Source organism: Leptospira kemamanensis (assembly GCF_004769665.1).
Lineage (GTDB): Bacteria > Spirochaetota > Leptospiria > Leptospirales > Leptospiraceae > Leptospira_A > Leptospira_A kemamanensis.
Genome location: NZ_RQGG01000002.1, coordinates 1 through 15,836, shown reverse-complemented (window position 1 = coordinate 15,836; position 15,836 = coordinate 1). Strand labels below are relative to the sequence as shown.

Genomic DNA, 15,836 nt, shown 5'->3' with positions numbered 1-15,836 from the left:
ACCTTTCGTTAGGATTGTTGTCACGCTACGTTGTATATTGTAAAAGTTCCCTTCGGTACACTTCGTTACTCAGGGAACAGCCTTGCAAGTGCAAGGGAGTAAAGGAAACCAGTCACTGATGCGGATGCTGAGCTTGTCGAAGCATCGGATATAGTTCATTTCAAACCTCGCTAAGTTAGCGGGGTTTTTTTATGTCCGGATGGGAGGGAAGGGGTGGGGTTCAGTTTTACCTGAGTGCTAAATTTCTGGGTCCAGTAAGTTAGGTCTGGAATTTCCAATTCCAATGAACGTAGATTAGACTTGTGGATCATAATTAAAAAGTAGAAAACTTCCCAAGACCAGTAGAACTACGGCAATCGCTCCCAATAGGATGGCGTCCGCAAAGAGTTCTTCCCAATTGTCCAAACGTGAAGTGGGAATATCTGAATTCTTATGCAAGAACAATACAGGAATCATATCACCGACGGTAAATGGTGGCACCACCCAATACAAGTGAGATTTGAATTCCCAAACCTTATCGCCAACCTCTACAAAGACTAACAAAGCTTTCGATTTTTTTCCATATTTGTCAGCACCTACGTCTTTATAGCCGACGACTGTGCCTTTCTTTTTAGTTCCTTTCCGTTTTAAGTGGATTGAATCAAACGAAAGCTTAAGGACATAAACCAGAATTCCGAATCCGATTCCGACAAAAACCAAAGGGACAAGAAACTTAGGATTGGTCCAATCCAAGGACAAGGTAAAAAATTGAGAGTTCATAGCTTCTCCAGTTTCGAACTATTTAAATCTTTTTCGACGATCAAGTATTTGTTTCCTGATCAGTTGCTCGATATTTGTAAGAAATATCCTTTAACATGCTTTGCGTGTGAATGAAGTGTTGCTCGTTATTATGTGCGAGTAGCGACAGATACTTTCTTTAGTTACATATAAAAAATGAAACAAGAAACCAATTGCACTAGCCACAAACATACTTAACTATGATCAACAACTTTGATATGATGGTTTTGGAATCGAATTCAAATTGTTAACTGACTTACTTTCTGTTTAAGCAATTTTAATGATCCATATGAGGTAAATTGATATTTTTTTAAAATAAATATTTTTCAAATTTAATCTTCAGTTGTTATCAATTAAATTCCATGAAAAAGATAGTAGTCGGCTTGATGTTGGCATAGTTTTCGGAGAAAGTCAAAAAAACTGTAATTTTTCAAGATTTTAAAGCGGTATTGAGCATTGGGCAGAACCAATTTAAATTCAGTCTGGGCTTTTCGTTAGGAGTCATCAAATCTAATCACAAAATTGTCGAATCGATATGAATACGGGTGAAATCGATTTTGGGGACTCGCCCAATCCTCAAAGTCAAGTCGACTGAGTGAGAGTTGCTTATATTTATCGTGTCGGAAACTCGAAGTTTTATGTGACATAATGCGCGCGTGAATCCACAAACCCCCACCCGAGTTAGGGTGGAGGGGAGTGGCTCGTGGGCAGGTGGCACTTTCCCCCCTAACACAAAACCTTTCTTTCCGAAACTATGATTCAGAAATGAAAGATTTTTATTCCATAAAGTTCATGATTTGGCGCAAAACAAAGGTAAGCATATTTCGCTTTTTTTAATTTTTTAATCACTAGAACTTGTTACTTCAATGCATTTATGAAATGTCCATTTTCGTGACCGCATCAAATAGAGGTGCATTCATTTCAGGATCAATGATGTAGATGATCCTTTGTGTGCTGGAAGTTTGGCCTGCAAGGTCAATGACTGCTCTGCGTTTGTCCATTCTAATTTCGTTGATATCAAAATCGGCAATTCTATATTTAATCCCTTTTTTAAACAATGGTTTGATGGTGCATAACCTTTGTATTTTTGGACGTGTTTGAAAACGATCAACTTCTAAAATTTTGCAAATATCAAAATGCACCTGTTTTTCTGAATCAATAGATGCTGTGATGACGTAATCTCCTACGTTGATTATATTCTGATTATTTGTTAAGCTAGCACCTACATAGTCTAACAAATGGCGAATGTTTCGATTGCTATAGGAAAAAAACGAATCATTCACAATCATCTTTAAAGCTGTTGCTGAACTAAATGCAGGTCTCCATGGTTGGTTTGTTGTTAAACTTGCATATTCACTCGCAAGAGACAAAATAGCTATATCTTCTTCAAAATTGACAGAGTTTACATTTGATTCTTGGATTCGAAGTTGTGCATCGATATCAGCGACTATAGTTTTTTTACTTGGGTCTTTGATACACTTATCTCGAATGACCATTAACTTTTTAAATACTGTGTGATTGTCAGGGAAGTTATTATTAATGGAAGAACCTCTAAATGGTCTATGGTGGTTCAAAACTAAAGTGCGAATTTCTTGTGTGATTTCGGGGGCCGCAAGAGTCATTAGATAACTGATTATTGGATGTTGTTGGATTGCATTGTATTCTTCTTTTGTTAGGTTTGGTTTGTCAGGTAATACTAATTTTGAATATCCGATATCAGCAAGAAAACTTGCTTTCATCACAGAAAGATGATCTTTTTTATTAGGTTTATTATCCTCACCTACACCGATCTTTTTCGTTCTAACCTTCATACCCATAGCAACAATTGTTCGTTTGGTCATGAGTTCAGATTCAACAGGCACACCTGCATGATTCAAAATCTCTAATATGTTAAATAATCCAGATTCAAAATCTGGGTTGCTTGTGAAGTCATCTAAAACCTTTCCAATTGATTTGTGTACTCTGAGGGCATGATCTGAATTAAAGGCTTCTTTTTTTAACTCAAGGATCAAGGATTCGGTTTGTTTTGCAAATTCCGTTGTTTTTTCTGGATCAAAAAGTTTTGTTTGGCGTGGGTCAGTCGTTTCACCTGATGTGATACGATAATTTTTTTTGTCGGTGGTAAGACAATAAGCTCCTTGTAACTCAATCTTTAAAAGTTTTCCGAAATCCTCTTCCGTTGCGTTCTTTTTTTTGGCCATGATGAGTTTGCCATTTCGATCATATAAATCGAGCGGGATTTGTTTGCTTTTGCGATAACTACTCAGCAAATCATCATTAAATTCAAATTTAGCAAGTTGGTCAGGGGAAATTAAGGGAGAATCGCTCAAATGATATAGTCCAATTTTGGTATGATTATCTGTTGATATGAGACGAATAGAATCGAATTAGACCAACGATTGACACTTTTTTATTGAGAAAAATCCACTCATTTGGGTCGTCTCTTTAGATCGAAGTTCTGCTGTATCAAGTAAGTGATCGAGTCTTCAGTTCTTTCGAGTTTTAAATTGTGGAACCAGTGAACTTTGAAATCACTACTACAAGAACGGCAAAACATCTGCCATCTTCTTCCGCGATTGCGGCTTCATTGGCAGTCAATTCGTTCTTTTTTGATAGAGTAGATGGATTGATAACTCTCCCTTATTTGGGAACATTCACATCCTTTTTAAAGAAAAAAGTATATTCTGCATATGTGTTTTGTGATCTTTCCGGTGGAGGAGGAAATTCCCATGAACTGATTTCTTTTTGAATACAATTGATCAGTGAATCAGATGGTAAATCGGATTGGATGAGTTCCACTTTTATGGGAACTCCATCGGGTTCGATTTGCCAATCAAATTGGATTTTGCCTTCTTCGATTTTTGGTTTTGTTTCTAAGTATAAATTGTAACAAATTTGAATTTTACGTTTGTGTTTGGTGATGGTAAAATTCACTTCTCGTTTGTGGTAAGGTGAGAGACCTTTTTTATCCACTTCCATTGAGGGTTGCGTGAATTGATTTCCATTTCCATTTCCATTTGGACGGAGGAAAAAAAAATACACAATGCTTAAGATTAGGGTAGTGATTGTGACGAGAATGATTTCTTTTTGATAGGGAATCTGTTTTTTCATTTATGAATGTAATTTATATTTCCAATCCGTTTTACTTTCTAATAAACACAAAGGCAGCACCAGATGTTAAAGCTGAATTGTTTGTACTGGCAGTTGGTCCATTGGTAATTGTATTTTGATTGCTGTCCTCTAGGTTTACCCCAACGACAGCCGTATCTCCTGAAATAGAAACCGCATTGCCAAATCTGTCTTCGGCATCGGCATTGGGAGCTTTGAGATAAGCCCTAAATGCCCAAGTGGAACCAGACCTTTGGAATACATAAACCGCACCAGAGTTGGAGAGGCTGTTGTCATCGTTTGGCATCGTTCCATTGGTAACCGTTGTTTGGTTATTGTCCTCAAAAAAAGATCCAACTAAGATCGTATTCCCTTCGATAGCAATTGCGCTACCAAAACGATCATCAGCGCCTAGATTGGGAGGTTTGAGGTAGGCTTGGTGGCTCCATGTCGAACCCGTTCTTTGGAACACATAGGCAGCACCTGCATTGGCTGCTGAGTTGTCGGAACTGGCCGTAGTTCCATTTGTGATTGTGGTCTGATTGCTTGCCTCCGCAAAGGCACCGACGACAATCGTGTCACCATTGATCGCAACCTCATCGCCAAATTGATCATTTGGTTCTGCATTGGGTGCTTTTAAGTAGGCTTCTTCGGCCCAGGTCGTGCCAGTTCTACGGAATACGTAAGCGGCACCTGCATTAGCTGCTGAGTTGTCGGCACTGGCACCAGATCCATTTGTAATTGTGATCTGATTACTCGCCTCTAAATTGGCACCGACAACGATTGTATCATTGGAGATGTCAACAGTAGTACCAAAACGATCACCTATTCCCATGTTAGACGGTTTTAAGTAGGCTTGTTCTGACCACGTAGTGCCGGATCTTTGGAACACGTAAACGGCACCTGCATCTGTTGCGCCCTCATTGGCTGGAGCAGGAGATCCATTCGTAATGCTTGTTTGGCTGCTATCTTCAAAATAGGCACCAACAGCAATGGTATCCCCTGAGATAGCAAGGGAAATTCCAAACTGATCATTTGCTCCGGTGTTAGATGGTTTTAGGTAGGCCTGCTCTGTCCAAGTAGTGCCTGATCTTTGGAATACATAAGCGGCACCTGAATCAGTCGCTCCTTCATTCGGAGCAATCACATTTGGTGCATTCGTAATCGTCGTTTGGTTGCTATCTTCTTGGTTTGCTCCGACCACTATGGTATCTCCATCAATCGCAACAGAGACTCCAAATTGATCTGTTACACCTAAATTAGAAGCTTTTAGGTATGCCTCTTGTGACCATGACGAACCATATCTTCGGAAGACGTATGCCGCACCAGACGAGCCTAATGAGTTGTCACTACTGGCAGTTGGTCCATTGGTAATTGTCGATTGGTTACTGGATTCACCTGCAGCTCCCACCACGATCGTATCACCAGAGATGGATACGGAAAATCCGAAGCCATCATTTGCATCTGCATTCGATGCTTTGAGATATGCTTGTGTTTCCCAGAGTTTGGGTGCGTTACTGACACGAAACCCACAGAAGGGAATGGGTGTTTCCGATACGGATGCGAGTAACAAGGTCTCTAGATAACTTTTCGATTTTTGGTCACAGGGGTTATTCAATGTTAATGCATTGCAGTTCATACAAAAGAGAAAAAGCAATATTCCTGTAATTTTATTTCTCAAAAACGAACGAAACACGTATTGACCTTTCCCCATTAAAATCCGCAGATTCGCTTCTCCAAATAAAAATTGCTAACATTCGTTAGAAATTCTTTTTGATTAAATCTATGCGGGCAAGTTTTTTCTGGTGCTCTGTTTTGATTTCTTAAGAAAAATTTGTGAATCAGACCATATCCGAATTTGGCTGATTTACGAATTCTGGATGATTCCTATTTTGGGAAACCAACAGAACTGTAGGTTCGAAATGAATTTCCTTCGGCTAGAATGTCAAAATATAGATTGAAAATGTCGAACTAATCCTTTCTCGAATTGCAGAATCAGCACAATGTGATAGAATGTTTGGTGAGCAGTGGTGGACTGACTAAAACTATGAAACATTTGATCAGCTTATTTTTTGTAATCATTCTATTTGTCAATATAGCACTTGGTAGTGAGACGGTCCTTCTGAAGTCGGGAGAGAAATGGGAAGGTTCAATTCTTGCCCAAGATAAGGATACAATTACAATCAAACTCCCTGACGGGAAAACTAAAGTGATTCCCAAATCGAAAGTAAAAAAGATCTCATTTGCGAAGAAGTCGGAAACCACCATCCCTCAAAAAGAACCTCAAATTGCCGAAATAAATCAGAAACTTAAAGCAGAAGCAGAACTTGCGCAAAAACAAAAACAAGAAACCTTAGAAAAAAAAATCAGTGAAGAAAAACAGAAACATAGAGAAGAACAACTTTCGAAATCCAAACGCCATTATTTAGAAGGATCTTTTGGTCTTGGAAGTGGGCAAAACCAGTCGGAACTTCGTCCGTTCTTTCAGACGATTCAGATTGCTGGTCTATTTTTTGGAAGTGGAGGTGATCTTGAGCTTCAGTCCACTCCGTATAAAACAAAACAGCAGAATGCAACAGGTCGTTTGTTTTATGCATGGGATCGTTTTACGTTTGAACTTCGTGGAACAGAAGCCAGAGGAAATTTTAATGCGGGTGGATTCCAATCAATTTCGATTGGTAGTGGTTCTTCTTCCAGTAGTGGAACAGCAGTGAACGCTCTATTCGGCAATGGAGATACAAAATTTCAAAAAGCATCCGCAAGGGTTGGTTTTACACCTTATCCTCATCCAGTTTTTGACTTCCAGATTGTAGCTGGAGTGGAACGAATTTGGACAAAGATGAACCAAGAAGTTGATAGTATCGGTGCCATAGCTTCAACAGGATTTAACCCAAGTCGCGTGAACTATAGAGAATCTACGAGTTTATTAAAAGGTGGTAGTATTGGAATTGGATATGAATGGAAATTTTGGGAGAGATTTACACTACAAGGTCAAGTTTTATACTTAGATATGCAAGGTCCATCATCCTTTCGTAGCAATGAATTTAGTTTTGATACATCCCCATTTAAATACAGACAATTTGGATTGGATTACCAATGGAAGTCAACTGGAACAGAAGTGAATTTAAAATTCTCAACCAAAATCAAAGATGATGTGAGTATCTTTGTAGAAGCAAGTAATATGGTTTTGAAAAACAAATTGGGATCAGGATATATCACTGAAAATGAAGGTGGAAGGAATTCTGATTTATCCCAAGTTCTGATTAGTGTGTATGCACCTCAAATCATAATCCCTATCTTATTAGATTCAAAAACAGTTTTGACTTACATGCAAGTAGGTGCAAACTATCGATTCAATTTCTAGTGGGGTAGAGTTCACATTCTTTTATCATATCATATTGGGTTTACTTTAGAAACATATCACTTCATATATAGTGATTGGTTTTGATTTTCCCTTCACAATGACTTTATCAATCTCTCGAATTGCAAAACCATCATCTAGGGAATACTTACCATGAATCTGTTGGAATGTTGCTTCGGATATTAAGATGGGACAGTTGTAGTGTTTGGTTAATCCTTCGATACGAGAAGCAAGGTTGACATTGTCTCCAATGACTGTATAATCTAACCTACGGTCTGAACCAATATTCCCTACAATGGCTTCTCCCGTGTGAATTCCAATTCCCACTTGGATTTGATCCTCTATATCTTTCCTTTTTTGATTCAATCGCTTGATTTCACGAATCATTTCCACGGCAGATTTGACAGCGCGAAGGGCATCGTCTTCTCGTTTAAAAGGAGCACCAAATATGGTCATGATCGCATCACCAATAAACTTATCGATTGTGCCATTGAATTGAAAGATAATGTCTGTCATTCGAGAAAGATAGTCATTCAAAAACAGAACCACTTCTTCGGCGGACCTTTGTTCTGAAAATTTTGTAAACGACCTGATATCCGAAAAAAGGATTGTGACTTCTTTCATTTCACCGCCGGGTTCTAGTTGAGCTTTGTTTTTATAAAACTCACTGACTAATTGTGAAGGAAGGTACCGTTCCATCATTTGTTTTGCATTGGCTTCCTTTACCATTTCAATATTGGAAGCAGTAGTCACATAACCAATGGCAAGGATCATTCCAAGTCCAAATAACATCGGAATGAAATCTATGGGATATCCATCACCTACTCCTAAGGAAATCACCAAAAGGAAGATAAAGGATAAAATTGCTCCATAAATGGTTCCAATTTTTGAATGCCTGAGTAAGTTAAATTGGTAGATGAAAATCGCGCTAATCATCGCGATAAAATAAATGACTCCATTTTCTCTTTGGACTGTTGGATCAAAAGAGATCATAAGCCCGATAATGACGTAATCTAAAGTAATCGTAAAAAATTTTATGTATGGTTTGTAAGGATAATAACTGACAAACAATAACACAAGACCAGCAAACACCCAAACTATGCTATCAAAGATTAGAGTAACGGCCGTGGGTGGGACAATTGTGTAACTGATCCATTGGAAATAAGATAGATAATCTAAACAGGAAGCGATGGAAAAAATGGCAAATCGAACGACGGCTACCGTTTTTTCGTTTTTCATTTCCCGAGAGATTAAAATCTCATCGACGATTGATTTTTTCATGGATCGCTGCTACCTTAATGAACCGAGAGAAGTCCGTTCTCTTTCCAATTTCTATTTTGAAATGCGGATTTTAACTTTCGAAAATATATAATCGATACAATGTATGCAAAAATAGGATTTCGTTACAAACGAATTCTTATTTAATACTATCATATGACTCCATCTAATTTTGCTTCTTTTATGATGGAGTGTACATGATGTTTTACAATCTTTTTGAGTTCTGGAGTTTCTGGAAATATTGGCCAGAGGGGAAGAAAGATCCACCCCATATAGATTTTAATTTCGGATTCCCTTGCATACGTTTTAGCTAATCCTGTTTCATTGTTTCGAAAGGTAATTTCGGTGGAGATTTTATCATGCCCAATCCCTGGTAGAATGCCAAAACTTAAACCTGTGATTAATGGGCCTTTACCGGTATCTGCTGTTCGCGTATAAAAAACCAATGCATAAATTTCATCTTCTTTGTTCCCGAGTTTCACTGATTTAAAATACCCAGATTCTTCAAAGGCATGCTGAATACGTTTTGCATCCGCTACAACGATCTGTGGGTGATTGATAAAAGAAGGTGGGTATATGGTGATGGACTTTGCAGATGGATTTTCTTTTAATTGTTTCATAAAAGAATCATCAATTTCCGACAAGTTTTTAGCGAATGAGATACAGTTGACTAAGGGAATTAGAATAACGAAATAAAATCGAGTAGTGAAACGCATTTGCAAATTTTCAGAAAACACCACCTAATGACAAGTTATTTTTTATTGACAAACTTCATTCGAATCTCTCTGATAACTAAATGTTTTCCATTTTATTGCGATGCATTCTAATTTTATTCATTTTGTGTTTCAGTTTTTCATGTAAATCAACCACTGAACGTCTGTTTGATCCAAGAGATAATAAGGACGAGGAAGTAAAAACTTTGGTTGGGTTTTTGTTGTTTGATGAAACGGTTAGGACTGATGTTTTAATTGCTAGTAGCTTCATTTCCCTTCAGCCATTGACAGGTGAAAATATTGATATTTATGAAATTCAAGAGTTGGACGAATCGAAAAACGCTTTTAAAGGTGGGTCTACAAAGTCGGGATTTTATTATTTTGAAGAAGAGGAAAAAACATATGTATCCTATGCAAACGCTTCAAAAAATTCAATGTACAATCCAAATGTGTTAGATGGCAACAAAGAGTATTTGATTCGAGAGCTTAAATGGACTAGAGGTTGTGGTGATAGATGTACAATTTCCATGAACTCGCGATTGAATCCATTCAAAAGTTACAATACTTTGAAAATAAAAGGGAAACCAGGTGAAATTGTATTTTTGGGAATTTATACGATTAAAACTAAAGAAGTGCCGGGTTCCACTTCCCTGTTTTCAAACAAAGGAAATTTTACAATTGAATTCAATCCAATCTTAGATGATTCAGAGTTTTATTACCGAAAAATTGACCCAGATCGTGAAAAACAAATTTTTGATTTGAAATATGGGAAAAATCAAAGGTCCGCGGAAATTAAATTTTTACAATCGATTATCGAAATGCAAAAAGAAGGATTTTGGTATACAAAAGCGAAAGAGAAATTGAAATTATTGGAAAAATGAAAGCATTTCTACTGTTTCTACAAGACAAGAATTTAGAGTCTAACTTAAGATTCTATTTTTGGAGCAAGGTGTTTGAAATTCCTACCTATCTTTTGTTTATGTTTCTTTAGTTTTTTCCTTTCACAATGCAAAGCGTTTGGAAAGGATCCCGAAGGTAGCCATCTAGAAAAGATCAAAACCTCTACACATTATGACCTTTCTCGCGAACAATTTGTCAATCGCAGGCCAGATATCTTGGAAAAAATGCGTGAGAATCAAAACTTCTTTTCTCTTTTTTTCAAATTCATGTTTGGTGGAGACAAACACCAAAAACCTAATCACAAGTTACCTGAAGAAAAACCTAACTTTGATGAGTTTCTAAAACCAGATGAACACATCAAATTTATTTGGTTTGGTCATTCTACATTTTTGGTGAATATCGAAGGAAAACTTTTATTCTTTGATCCAGTGTTTTCTGAATCAGCGGCACCATTTGCTTTTATGGTCAAAAGATTTCAGGATGCAGTAGTTCGGTTAGAAGAATTACCTCCGATAGATTATATTGTCATCTCTCATGATCATTATGATCATTTGGATATGTCCACAATTGAATTTTTTAAGACAACGAATACGAAGTTTATCACACCACTGGGAGTAACTTCCCACCTAAAAGAATGGGGGATCAGTGAGGATCGGTTTACGGAATTAGATTGGTGGCAGAGTTTAGAGTTAGGAAAACTCAAAATCATTTGTACGCCATCCCAACATTTTTCTGGAAGAAAAGGGATGAATGGAAATAAAACTCTTTGGTCCTCTTGGACAGTCATTGGTGAAAAAGAGAGATTTTATTTTAGTGGGGACTCTGGTTATGATGTTCATTTCAAAGACATCGGTGAGAAGTATGGACCATTTGACCTAACGTTTATTGAGAATGGTCAATATAACCCGATGTGGGAAGCGGTGCATGTTTTACCCGAACAAACTGCAAAAGCACATTTAGATTTAAAAGGCAAACGACTGGTTCCTGTGCATTGGGGAATGTTTAACTTGTCCTTACACAGTTGGTATGAACCTGCGGAATCCTTAGAGAAACAAGCGCAAATTTATAAAATCGATCTTCTCACACCGAAATTTGGACAAATAGTAAAAATCAGTGAACCCAACCTAATGGAGCGTTGGTGGAAAAAATTCATACAAACCGATTAAAAAGGATTCTTTGCGAGAGGGATAGAAAGGGCGCGATAGCGGTCGCTTGGCGACCAAAGCCCTGGATAGCCCGACCCGAGTTGTTACCAACCAATCTGTCGTTTTTCCAAGAGAGAACTTCTTGTTAACATCGATTTGAGGGGCTCGCTCAGATTGAAAATCCTATTGCATGAGGTGAAGGAAATCGGGTCTGCGACATGGGATTCAGGTTGGGTTTTAATGAGACATAATGCGGATGCGAATCTAAAATCCCCCTCCCGAGTTAGGGTGGAGGGGAGTGGCTCGTGGGCAGGTGGCGTTTTCCCTCCTAACACAACCAAACTATTTGGAATAGGAGCTTTCCTCTTTTTTCAATTTTTTTTCTGATTTGTTCACTTTTTGACACGGGTGTTGTCCCATTTTGCGATCTTCAATTGCTATAGAAGGAAAGGAGAGCATATGAACCAAAAAAGGGAAACGAGGCAAGGTTCGGAACAAAAACAAATTTGGATCAAATTCGGTTATGGTTTCTTGATTCTATTCCCATTTGTTTTGTGCATTGTCGGGATTGGGATTTGGTCGGCAAGTAATCAGATTTTATTTCCGAAGTGGAAAGGGATCACTCAAAATTTTAGCGAGTGCAGTCATGAAGGGGAATTGGTTTGGGGTAGTTTTTGTGGGAATATTCGCCTAACAAAGGATTATCGATTTAAAGAGATTACATTCCTGTCTTTGAATGGATACGAATTGCCGGGATGGATTGTGGGTGCCAGAGACAATGGAGTTTTGAACGAGAAAGGTGTGGTTTTACTCGTTCACGGTGGTGGTTCCGATCGGCGGGAGATCACTCGATTGATTCCCATGTTTCTAAAAGAGGGTTTGGATGTTGTCAGTTTTGATCTTAGTTGTCACGGAGAAGCTCCTTGTGTTGTGCCAGGACTAAGTTTTGGAATCCGTGAATCGAGAGATATTTTGTCAGCATATTTATATGTATCTAAGCAATATCAGAATATTCTTGTTTACGGAAATTCAGTTGGGGCATCCTCTCTTTTGATTGCATTGCCAATATTAACGAATTTAAAAGGGATCATAGTCGAAAATCCAATGATCAGTTTTGAAAAATTGATTTTTGATGCTCCAGAGTCGTCTTCTCTACCGAAATGGATGGTAAACATTTTAATTGGTCTCGTTGAAGTCAGAGGGAAATTTGATACTTTAATGAGTCCTGAAAATTCTTTACCTTTGGTCGGAAATGTGCCAATACTTTTCATTCATAGCAAAGAAGATCTCATTGTTCCATATCAACATTCGGAGAAATTAATGTCTCTGTATCTTGGACCAAAGGAATTATGGATTACAGAATTAGGTTCTCACGGAAAAGTTTGGGATGCAAATCCAGTGGAATACGAAACGAAAATGCGTAATTTCATTCGAAAACAATTGTAAAATCATATAAAACGAGAGGAAAAACATGGACGAATATTTAATTTTAATGCGGCTCGATATACTAACAAAGGATTCTCAACCTTCACCAGAACAACTTCAAATTTATATGAAACAGTACCAAGATTGGATCGATACGATTGTCGCTAAAAAACAATTTTTATCGGGAACTGCTTTGTCTACAGAAGGAAGAGTTGTTAAATCCAACCAAATCATTACAGATGGGCCCTTTGTGGAAACAAAGGAATCCCTTGCTGGTTTCATTATCATTCAAGCTAAGAGTTTTGAAGATGCAACAAACATTGCCAAAAAATGTCCTATCCTTATGGGAGAAGGAAACAGTGTTGAGGTGAGAAAAGTGATGAGTATCCACACAGAAGAATAAAACATTCGATCGTATACTGAAAAAGATGGATCATACTGAACTTTTACCTCATTTGTTTCGTACTGAGTATTCGAAAATCATTTCGGTTCTTTGTAAACGTCATGGATTTTACCAGATAGAGATTGCAGAAGATATTGTCAGTGATACATTTTTAACTGCATCTCAAACATGGGGAATCAATGGAATTCCCAAAAATCCGGTTGGGTGGTTGTATACGGTTGCAAAAAATAAAGCGAAGAATGTGATCCATCGAGATACTCTTTTACAAAACAAATTGATTTCGATAAATAAAGAAGAGAATCATACATTCGAAGGAGACTTAGATCTTTCGAATGAAAATATTTTAGATAGTCAGCTACGAATGTTATTTGCCATCTCTCATCCTTCGATTCCTTTGGAGTCACAGATTGCTCTTTCTCTTCGGGTTTTGTATGGGTTTGGTTTGGAAGAAATTGCAAATGCATTTCTTACGAATAAAGAAACAATCTCAAAGCGATTATTTCGAGCAAAAGAAAAACTTCGTGAATTCAATGTAAAATTGGATTTTCCATCTTCCAATGAATGGGAAAATCGATTCACTTCAGTTCTACGAACAATTTATCTATTATTTAACGAAGGTTATGCCTCTAAAACTCCAAACAAAATGTTTAAAAAAGATTTGTGTTTGGAGGCGATTTCACTTTGTTCCCTTCTATTGGAAAATCAAGAGACCAATACATCGGAAGTGAATGCCCTGATTTCTCTTTTTTGTTTTCATATTTCCCGATTTGATGCAAGAATCGATGGAAACAATGAAATCGTTTTGTATGAAGATCAAAACCGAGAATTATGGAATTTAGAGTTTATCCGAAAGGGTGAGGCTTTTTTTTCAGAAGCAAACAAAGAGCCTAAGTTTTCAAAATATCATTTAGAAGCGGCAATTGCTTATTGGCATACGTTCCCAGACAAGACCGAGAGAAAATGGGATATGGTTCACCAGTTGTATTCAGGTTTATTGCAAATAGAGCCTTCCTCTTTGGTTCAACTCAATCTTGTTTATGCAATTTATCGAAAAGGAAATCGTGAAGATGCTTTGATGAAACTTAAGAAATTTCCTATGGCAGATAATGCAAACTACTTCTGTTTATTAGGAGAGTTGTATATAGGAGAAGATTCCGGAAAAGCAAAAGAAGCATTTGAAAGAGCATACAACCTCGTCAAAACGGATGCGGAAAAATTAGTCATCTATAAACGAATATCCAGAATTTAGAAATGCCTTTTTTACTTGGCAGTTTTTCCACTCTCCATTCCTATACAATGATGATGAGATATAGTATATTTTTTTGTGTTGTCTTGTTTATTTTTTTTTCGCCATTGAATGCCGAATCTAGTTCGGGAAGTGCTAAAAAATTTGGATTGGGTTTGAGTTTATTTGGCCCAACTGGTGTTAGTGGAAAATATCATTTCGATCAAAAATCTTCAGTGGAAGCAAGTATTGGATTTGGAACCATTGGGAATGGGCGAACTCATCTGCATGCAGTTTATCTTTATAATGCTATGGAATTCAGTCCTGCACTCAAATTGTATGTAGGGGGAGGTGGTGTTTTCCAAGAAAGAAGTTCTGAAGGAAATTCAGGAAAAGGGCGAGGTTTTGGAAATGTATTTCGAGATCGTTCCTACGAATCTTCTTTTGGCCTCCGAGCACCCATTGGACTTAGTTTTTTTACTGATGACAAACGATTTGAATTGTCTGGCGAAGTGTATATGCAACTTTTTTTAACGGGCAAAAATGGTGCGGATGTGGGCCTCGCTCTTGCTGGAAGGTATTATTTTTAAAGGAGATAAATTCTCGCTTTTGAATATTTCAAAGTTAATGTTGTCAATATCAAATTGATAATAAGTTCAAGAGAAAGTGTTTTCTATCCATTTAGACAAGTAAAGATAAATGGATTTGATGAGTGTGATTCTATCTATTAAAGAGATGAAATTACGATAACCATGGATTCTTGAAATTGATCTACATTAGCAAAGGTAAAATGTTTCAGATAAGAATAGGTCAAAAAATTTGTATTCAATAAAAAGAATTTTAAATCAGGATTAATACGTAACATTTTTTTAGGATTCAAACGAAGGGAAGTGATTCAAAGTGTAGTTCCATTCTAAAAAAAGACCGAGTTTGTAATGATCGTCTTCTTCTTTCCGTCTTGTTTCATATAGGCAAGGCAAAAAAATGAAGACTGTAACCGCAACATTTAATATTAAATGTACAGATACAGTATTCGCCTTACACAATCCTCTAACTTAATTTAGATTATTGATCTTCTTCCATTTTTAATTCTCGGATTCCTTCTTGGAAAACTTGATAGGGAGTTCTTCCATTCATATTTCTTCCTTGATGTGATCTTTCGTTGTTATGGAACTTTAGATAAAGCTGAAAATCTTTCTCCATTTCGTCTACTGTTTCGTAAAAATTTGTTCTACCAGCGACTCTAAAGTGTTCATCTAGCAAAGTTCTATGGAGCCTTTCCACATATCCGTTGCTTTGTGGTCTTCTGACTTTCGTGGTTCTGTGTTCTATGTCTTCTAATTGAAGGAATAGTTCAAATGGATGCTGATCTTCTCTCCCGCAGTATTCTCGTCCGTTATCTGTAAGAATCGTTTTGATAGGAATGTTGTGTTCTTCGAAAAAAGGAAGGACTTCATTATTCAAAGTTTGGACTGCAGTAATCGGCATTTTGGTTGTGTGA

At 37.3% G+C, this 15,836-nt stretch carries 14 protein-coding genes; 7 read left to right on the top strand and 7 right to left on the bottom strand.

Going from position 1 to position 15,836, the window contains the following annotated elements; genetic code table 11:
* Window positions 1-294: 294 nt before the first annotated feature.
* The 4 genes from EHQ59_RS00075 to EHQ59_RS00060 form a co-directional block, all read right to left on the bottom strand.
* Window positions 295-759, bottom strand: a complete 465-nt coding sequence (locus EHQ59_RS00075; RefSeq protein WP_135617150.1) for a hypothetical protein — start codon at window positions 757-759, stop codon at window positions 295-297.
* 890 nt (window positions 760-1,649) lie between these two features.
* Window positions 1,650-3,107: an HD-GYP domain-containing protein gene (locus EHQ59_RS00070; protein WP_135617149.1), complete on the bottom strand. Its 1,458-nt coding sequence runs from the start codon at window positions 3,105-3,107 to the stop codon at window positions 1,650-1,652.
* A 310-nt stretch (window positions 3,108-3,417) separates the two neighbouring features.
* Window positions 3,418-3,888: an AgmX/PglI C-terminal domain-containing protein gene (locus tag EHQ59_RS00065; protein WP_135617148.1), complete on the bottom strand. Its 471-nt coding sequence runs from the start codon at window positions 3,886-3,888 to the stop codon at window positions 3,418-3,420.
* Window positions 3,889-3,919: 31 nt separating this feature from the next.
* Window positions 3,920-5,458, bottom strand: coding sequence for an FG-GAP repeat protein (locus tag EHQ59_RS00060; RefSeq protein ID WP_244245292.1), 1,539 nt, complete (start codon window positions 5,456-5,458; stop codon window positions 3,920-3,922).
* 474 nt (window positions 5,459-5,932) lie between these two features.
* Between EHQ59_RS00060 and EHQ59_RS00055 the strand changes: the two genes are divergently transcribed.
* Window positions 5,933-7,249: an LA_0442/LA_0875 N-terminal domain-containing protein gene (locus tag EHQ59_RS00055; RefSeq protein WP_135617146.1), complete on the top strand. Its 1,317-nt coding sequence runs from the start codon at window positions 5,933-5,935 to the stop codon at window positions 7,247-7,249.
* Between the two features lie 45 nt (window positions 7,250-7,294).
* Here EHQ59_RS00055 and EHQ59_RS00050 read toward each other — a convergent pair whose 3' ends face one another.
* Both EHQ59_RS00050 and EHQ59_RS00045 read right to left on the bottom strand, forming a co-directional pair.
* Complete coding sequence (locus tag EHQ59_RS00050; protein ID WP_135617145.1) at window positions 7,295-8,527, bottom strand: adenylate/guanylate cyclase domain-containing protein; 1,233 nt, start codon at window positions 8,525-8,527, stop codon at window positions 7,295-7,297.
* 149 nt (window positions 8,528-8,676) lie between these two features.
* Window positions 8,677-9,144, bottom strand: a complete 468-nt coding sequence (locus tag EHQ59_RS00045) for a hypothetical protein (RefSeq protein ID WP_135617144.1) — start codon at window positions 9,142-9,144, stop codon at window positions 8,677-8,679.
* Between the two features lie 176 nt (window positions 9,145-9,320).
* Between EHQ59_RS00045 and EHQ59_RS00040 the strand changes: the two genes are divergently transcribed.
* The 6 genes from EHQ59_RS00040 to EHQ59_RS00015 all read left to right on the top strand — a co-directional run bounded on the left by EHQ59_RS00040 (window position 9,321) and on the right by EHQ59_RS00015 (window position 14,925).
* Window positions 9,321-10,118, top strand: coding sequence for a hypothetical protein (locus EHQ59_RS00040; protein ID WP_135617143.1), 798 nt, complete (start codon window positions 9,321-9,323; stop codon window positions 10,116-10,118).
* 72 nt (window positions 10,119-10,190) lie between these two features.
* Window positions 10,191-11,303, top strand: a complete 1,113-nt coding sequence (locus EHQ59_RS00035) for an MBL fold metallo-hydrolase (RefSeq protein WP_135617142.1) — start codon at window positions 10,191-10,193, stop codon at window positions 11,301-11,303.
* Window positions 11,304-11,741: 438 nt separating this feature from the next.
* On the top strand, window positions 11,742-12,728 hold the full coding sequence (locus EHQ59_RS00030; RefSeq protein ID WP_135617141.1) for an alpha/beta hydrolase: 987 nt from the start codon (window positions 11,742-11,744) through the stop codon (window positions 12,726-12,728).
* A gap of 25 nt (window positions 12,729-12,753) precedes the next feature.
* Window positions 12,754-13,110 carry a YciI family protein gene (locus tag EHQ59_RS00025; RefSeq protein WP_135617140.1) on the top strand — a complete coding sequence of 119 codons (357 nt, stop codon included), beginning with the start codon at window positions 12,754-12,756 and terminating at the stop codon, window positions 13,108-13,110.
* A gap of 25 nt (window positions 13,111-13,135) precedes the next feature.
* On the top strand, window positions 13,136-14,359 hold the full coding sequence (locus EHQ59_RS00020; RefSeq protein WP_135617139.1) for an RNA polymerase sigma factor: 1,224 nt from the start codon (window positions 13,136-13,138) through the stop codon (window positions 14,357-14,359).
* Between the two features lie 2 nt (window positions 14,360-14,361).
* Window positions 14,362-14,925 (top strand): hypothetical protein, encoded by a 564-nt coding sequence (locus EHQ59_RS00015; RefSeq protein ID WP_167481355.1) that lies wholly within the window; start codon window positions 14,362-14,364, stop codon window positions 14,923-14,925.
* Window positions 14,926-15,400: 475 nt separating this feature from the next.
* Here the strand turns inward: EHQ59_RS00015 and EHQ59_RS00010 are convergent.
* A partial coding sequence (locus EHQ59_RS00010; protein WP_135617137.1) for an integrase core domain-containing protein occupies window positions 15,401-15,836 on the bottom strand: 436 nt, incomplete at its 5' end.

Bases quoted from the DNA above. Each gene is read 5' to 3' on its own strand.
- EHQ59_RS00075 (WP_135617150.1), bottom strand. From the start codon at position 759: ATGAACTCTCAATTTTTTACCTTGTCCTTGGATTGGACCAATCCTAAG.
- EHQ59_RS00065 (WP_135617148.1), bottom strand. From the start codon at position 3,888: ATGAAAAAACAGATTCCCTATCAAAAAGAAATCATTCTCGTCACAATC.
- EHQ59_RS00055 (WP_135617146.1), top strand. From the start codon at position 5,933: ATGAAACATTTGATCAGCTTATTTTTTGTAATCATTCTATTTGTCAAT.
- EHQ59_RS00050 (WP_135617145.1), bottom strand. From the start codon at position 8,527: ATGAAAAAATCAATCGTCGATGAGATTTTAATCTCTCGGGAAATGAAA.
- EHQ59_RS00045 (WP_135617144.1), bottom strand. From the start codon at position 9,144: ATGAAACAATTAAAAGAAAATCCATCTGCAAAGTCCATCACCATATAC.
- EHQ59_RS00040 (WP_135617143.1), top strand. From the start codon at position 9,321: ATGTTTTCCATTTTATTGCGATGCATTCTAATTTTATTCATTTTGTGT.
- EHQ59_RS00030 (WP_135617141.1), top strand. From the start codon at position 11,742: ATGAACCAAAAAAGGGAAACGAGGCAAGGTTCGGAACAAAAACAAATT.
- EHQ59_RS00025 (WP_135617140.1), top strand. From the start codon at position 12,754: ATGGACGAATATTTAATTTTAATGCGGCTCGATATACTAACAAAGGAT.
- EHQ59_RS00020 (WP_135617139.1), top strand. From the start codon at position 13,136: ATGGATCATACTGAACTTTTACCTCATTTGTTTCGTACTGAGTATTCG.
- EHQ59_RS00015 (WP_167481355.1), top strand. From the start codon at position 14,362: ATGCCTTTTTTACTTGGCAGTTTTTCCACTCTCCATTCCTATACAATG.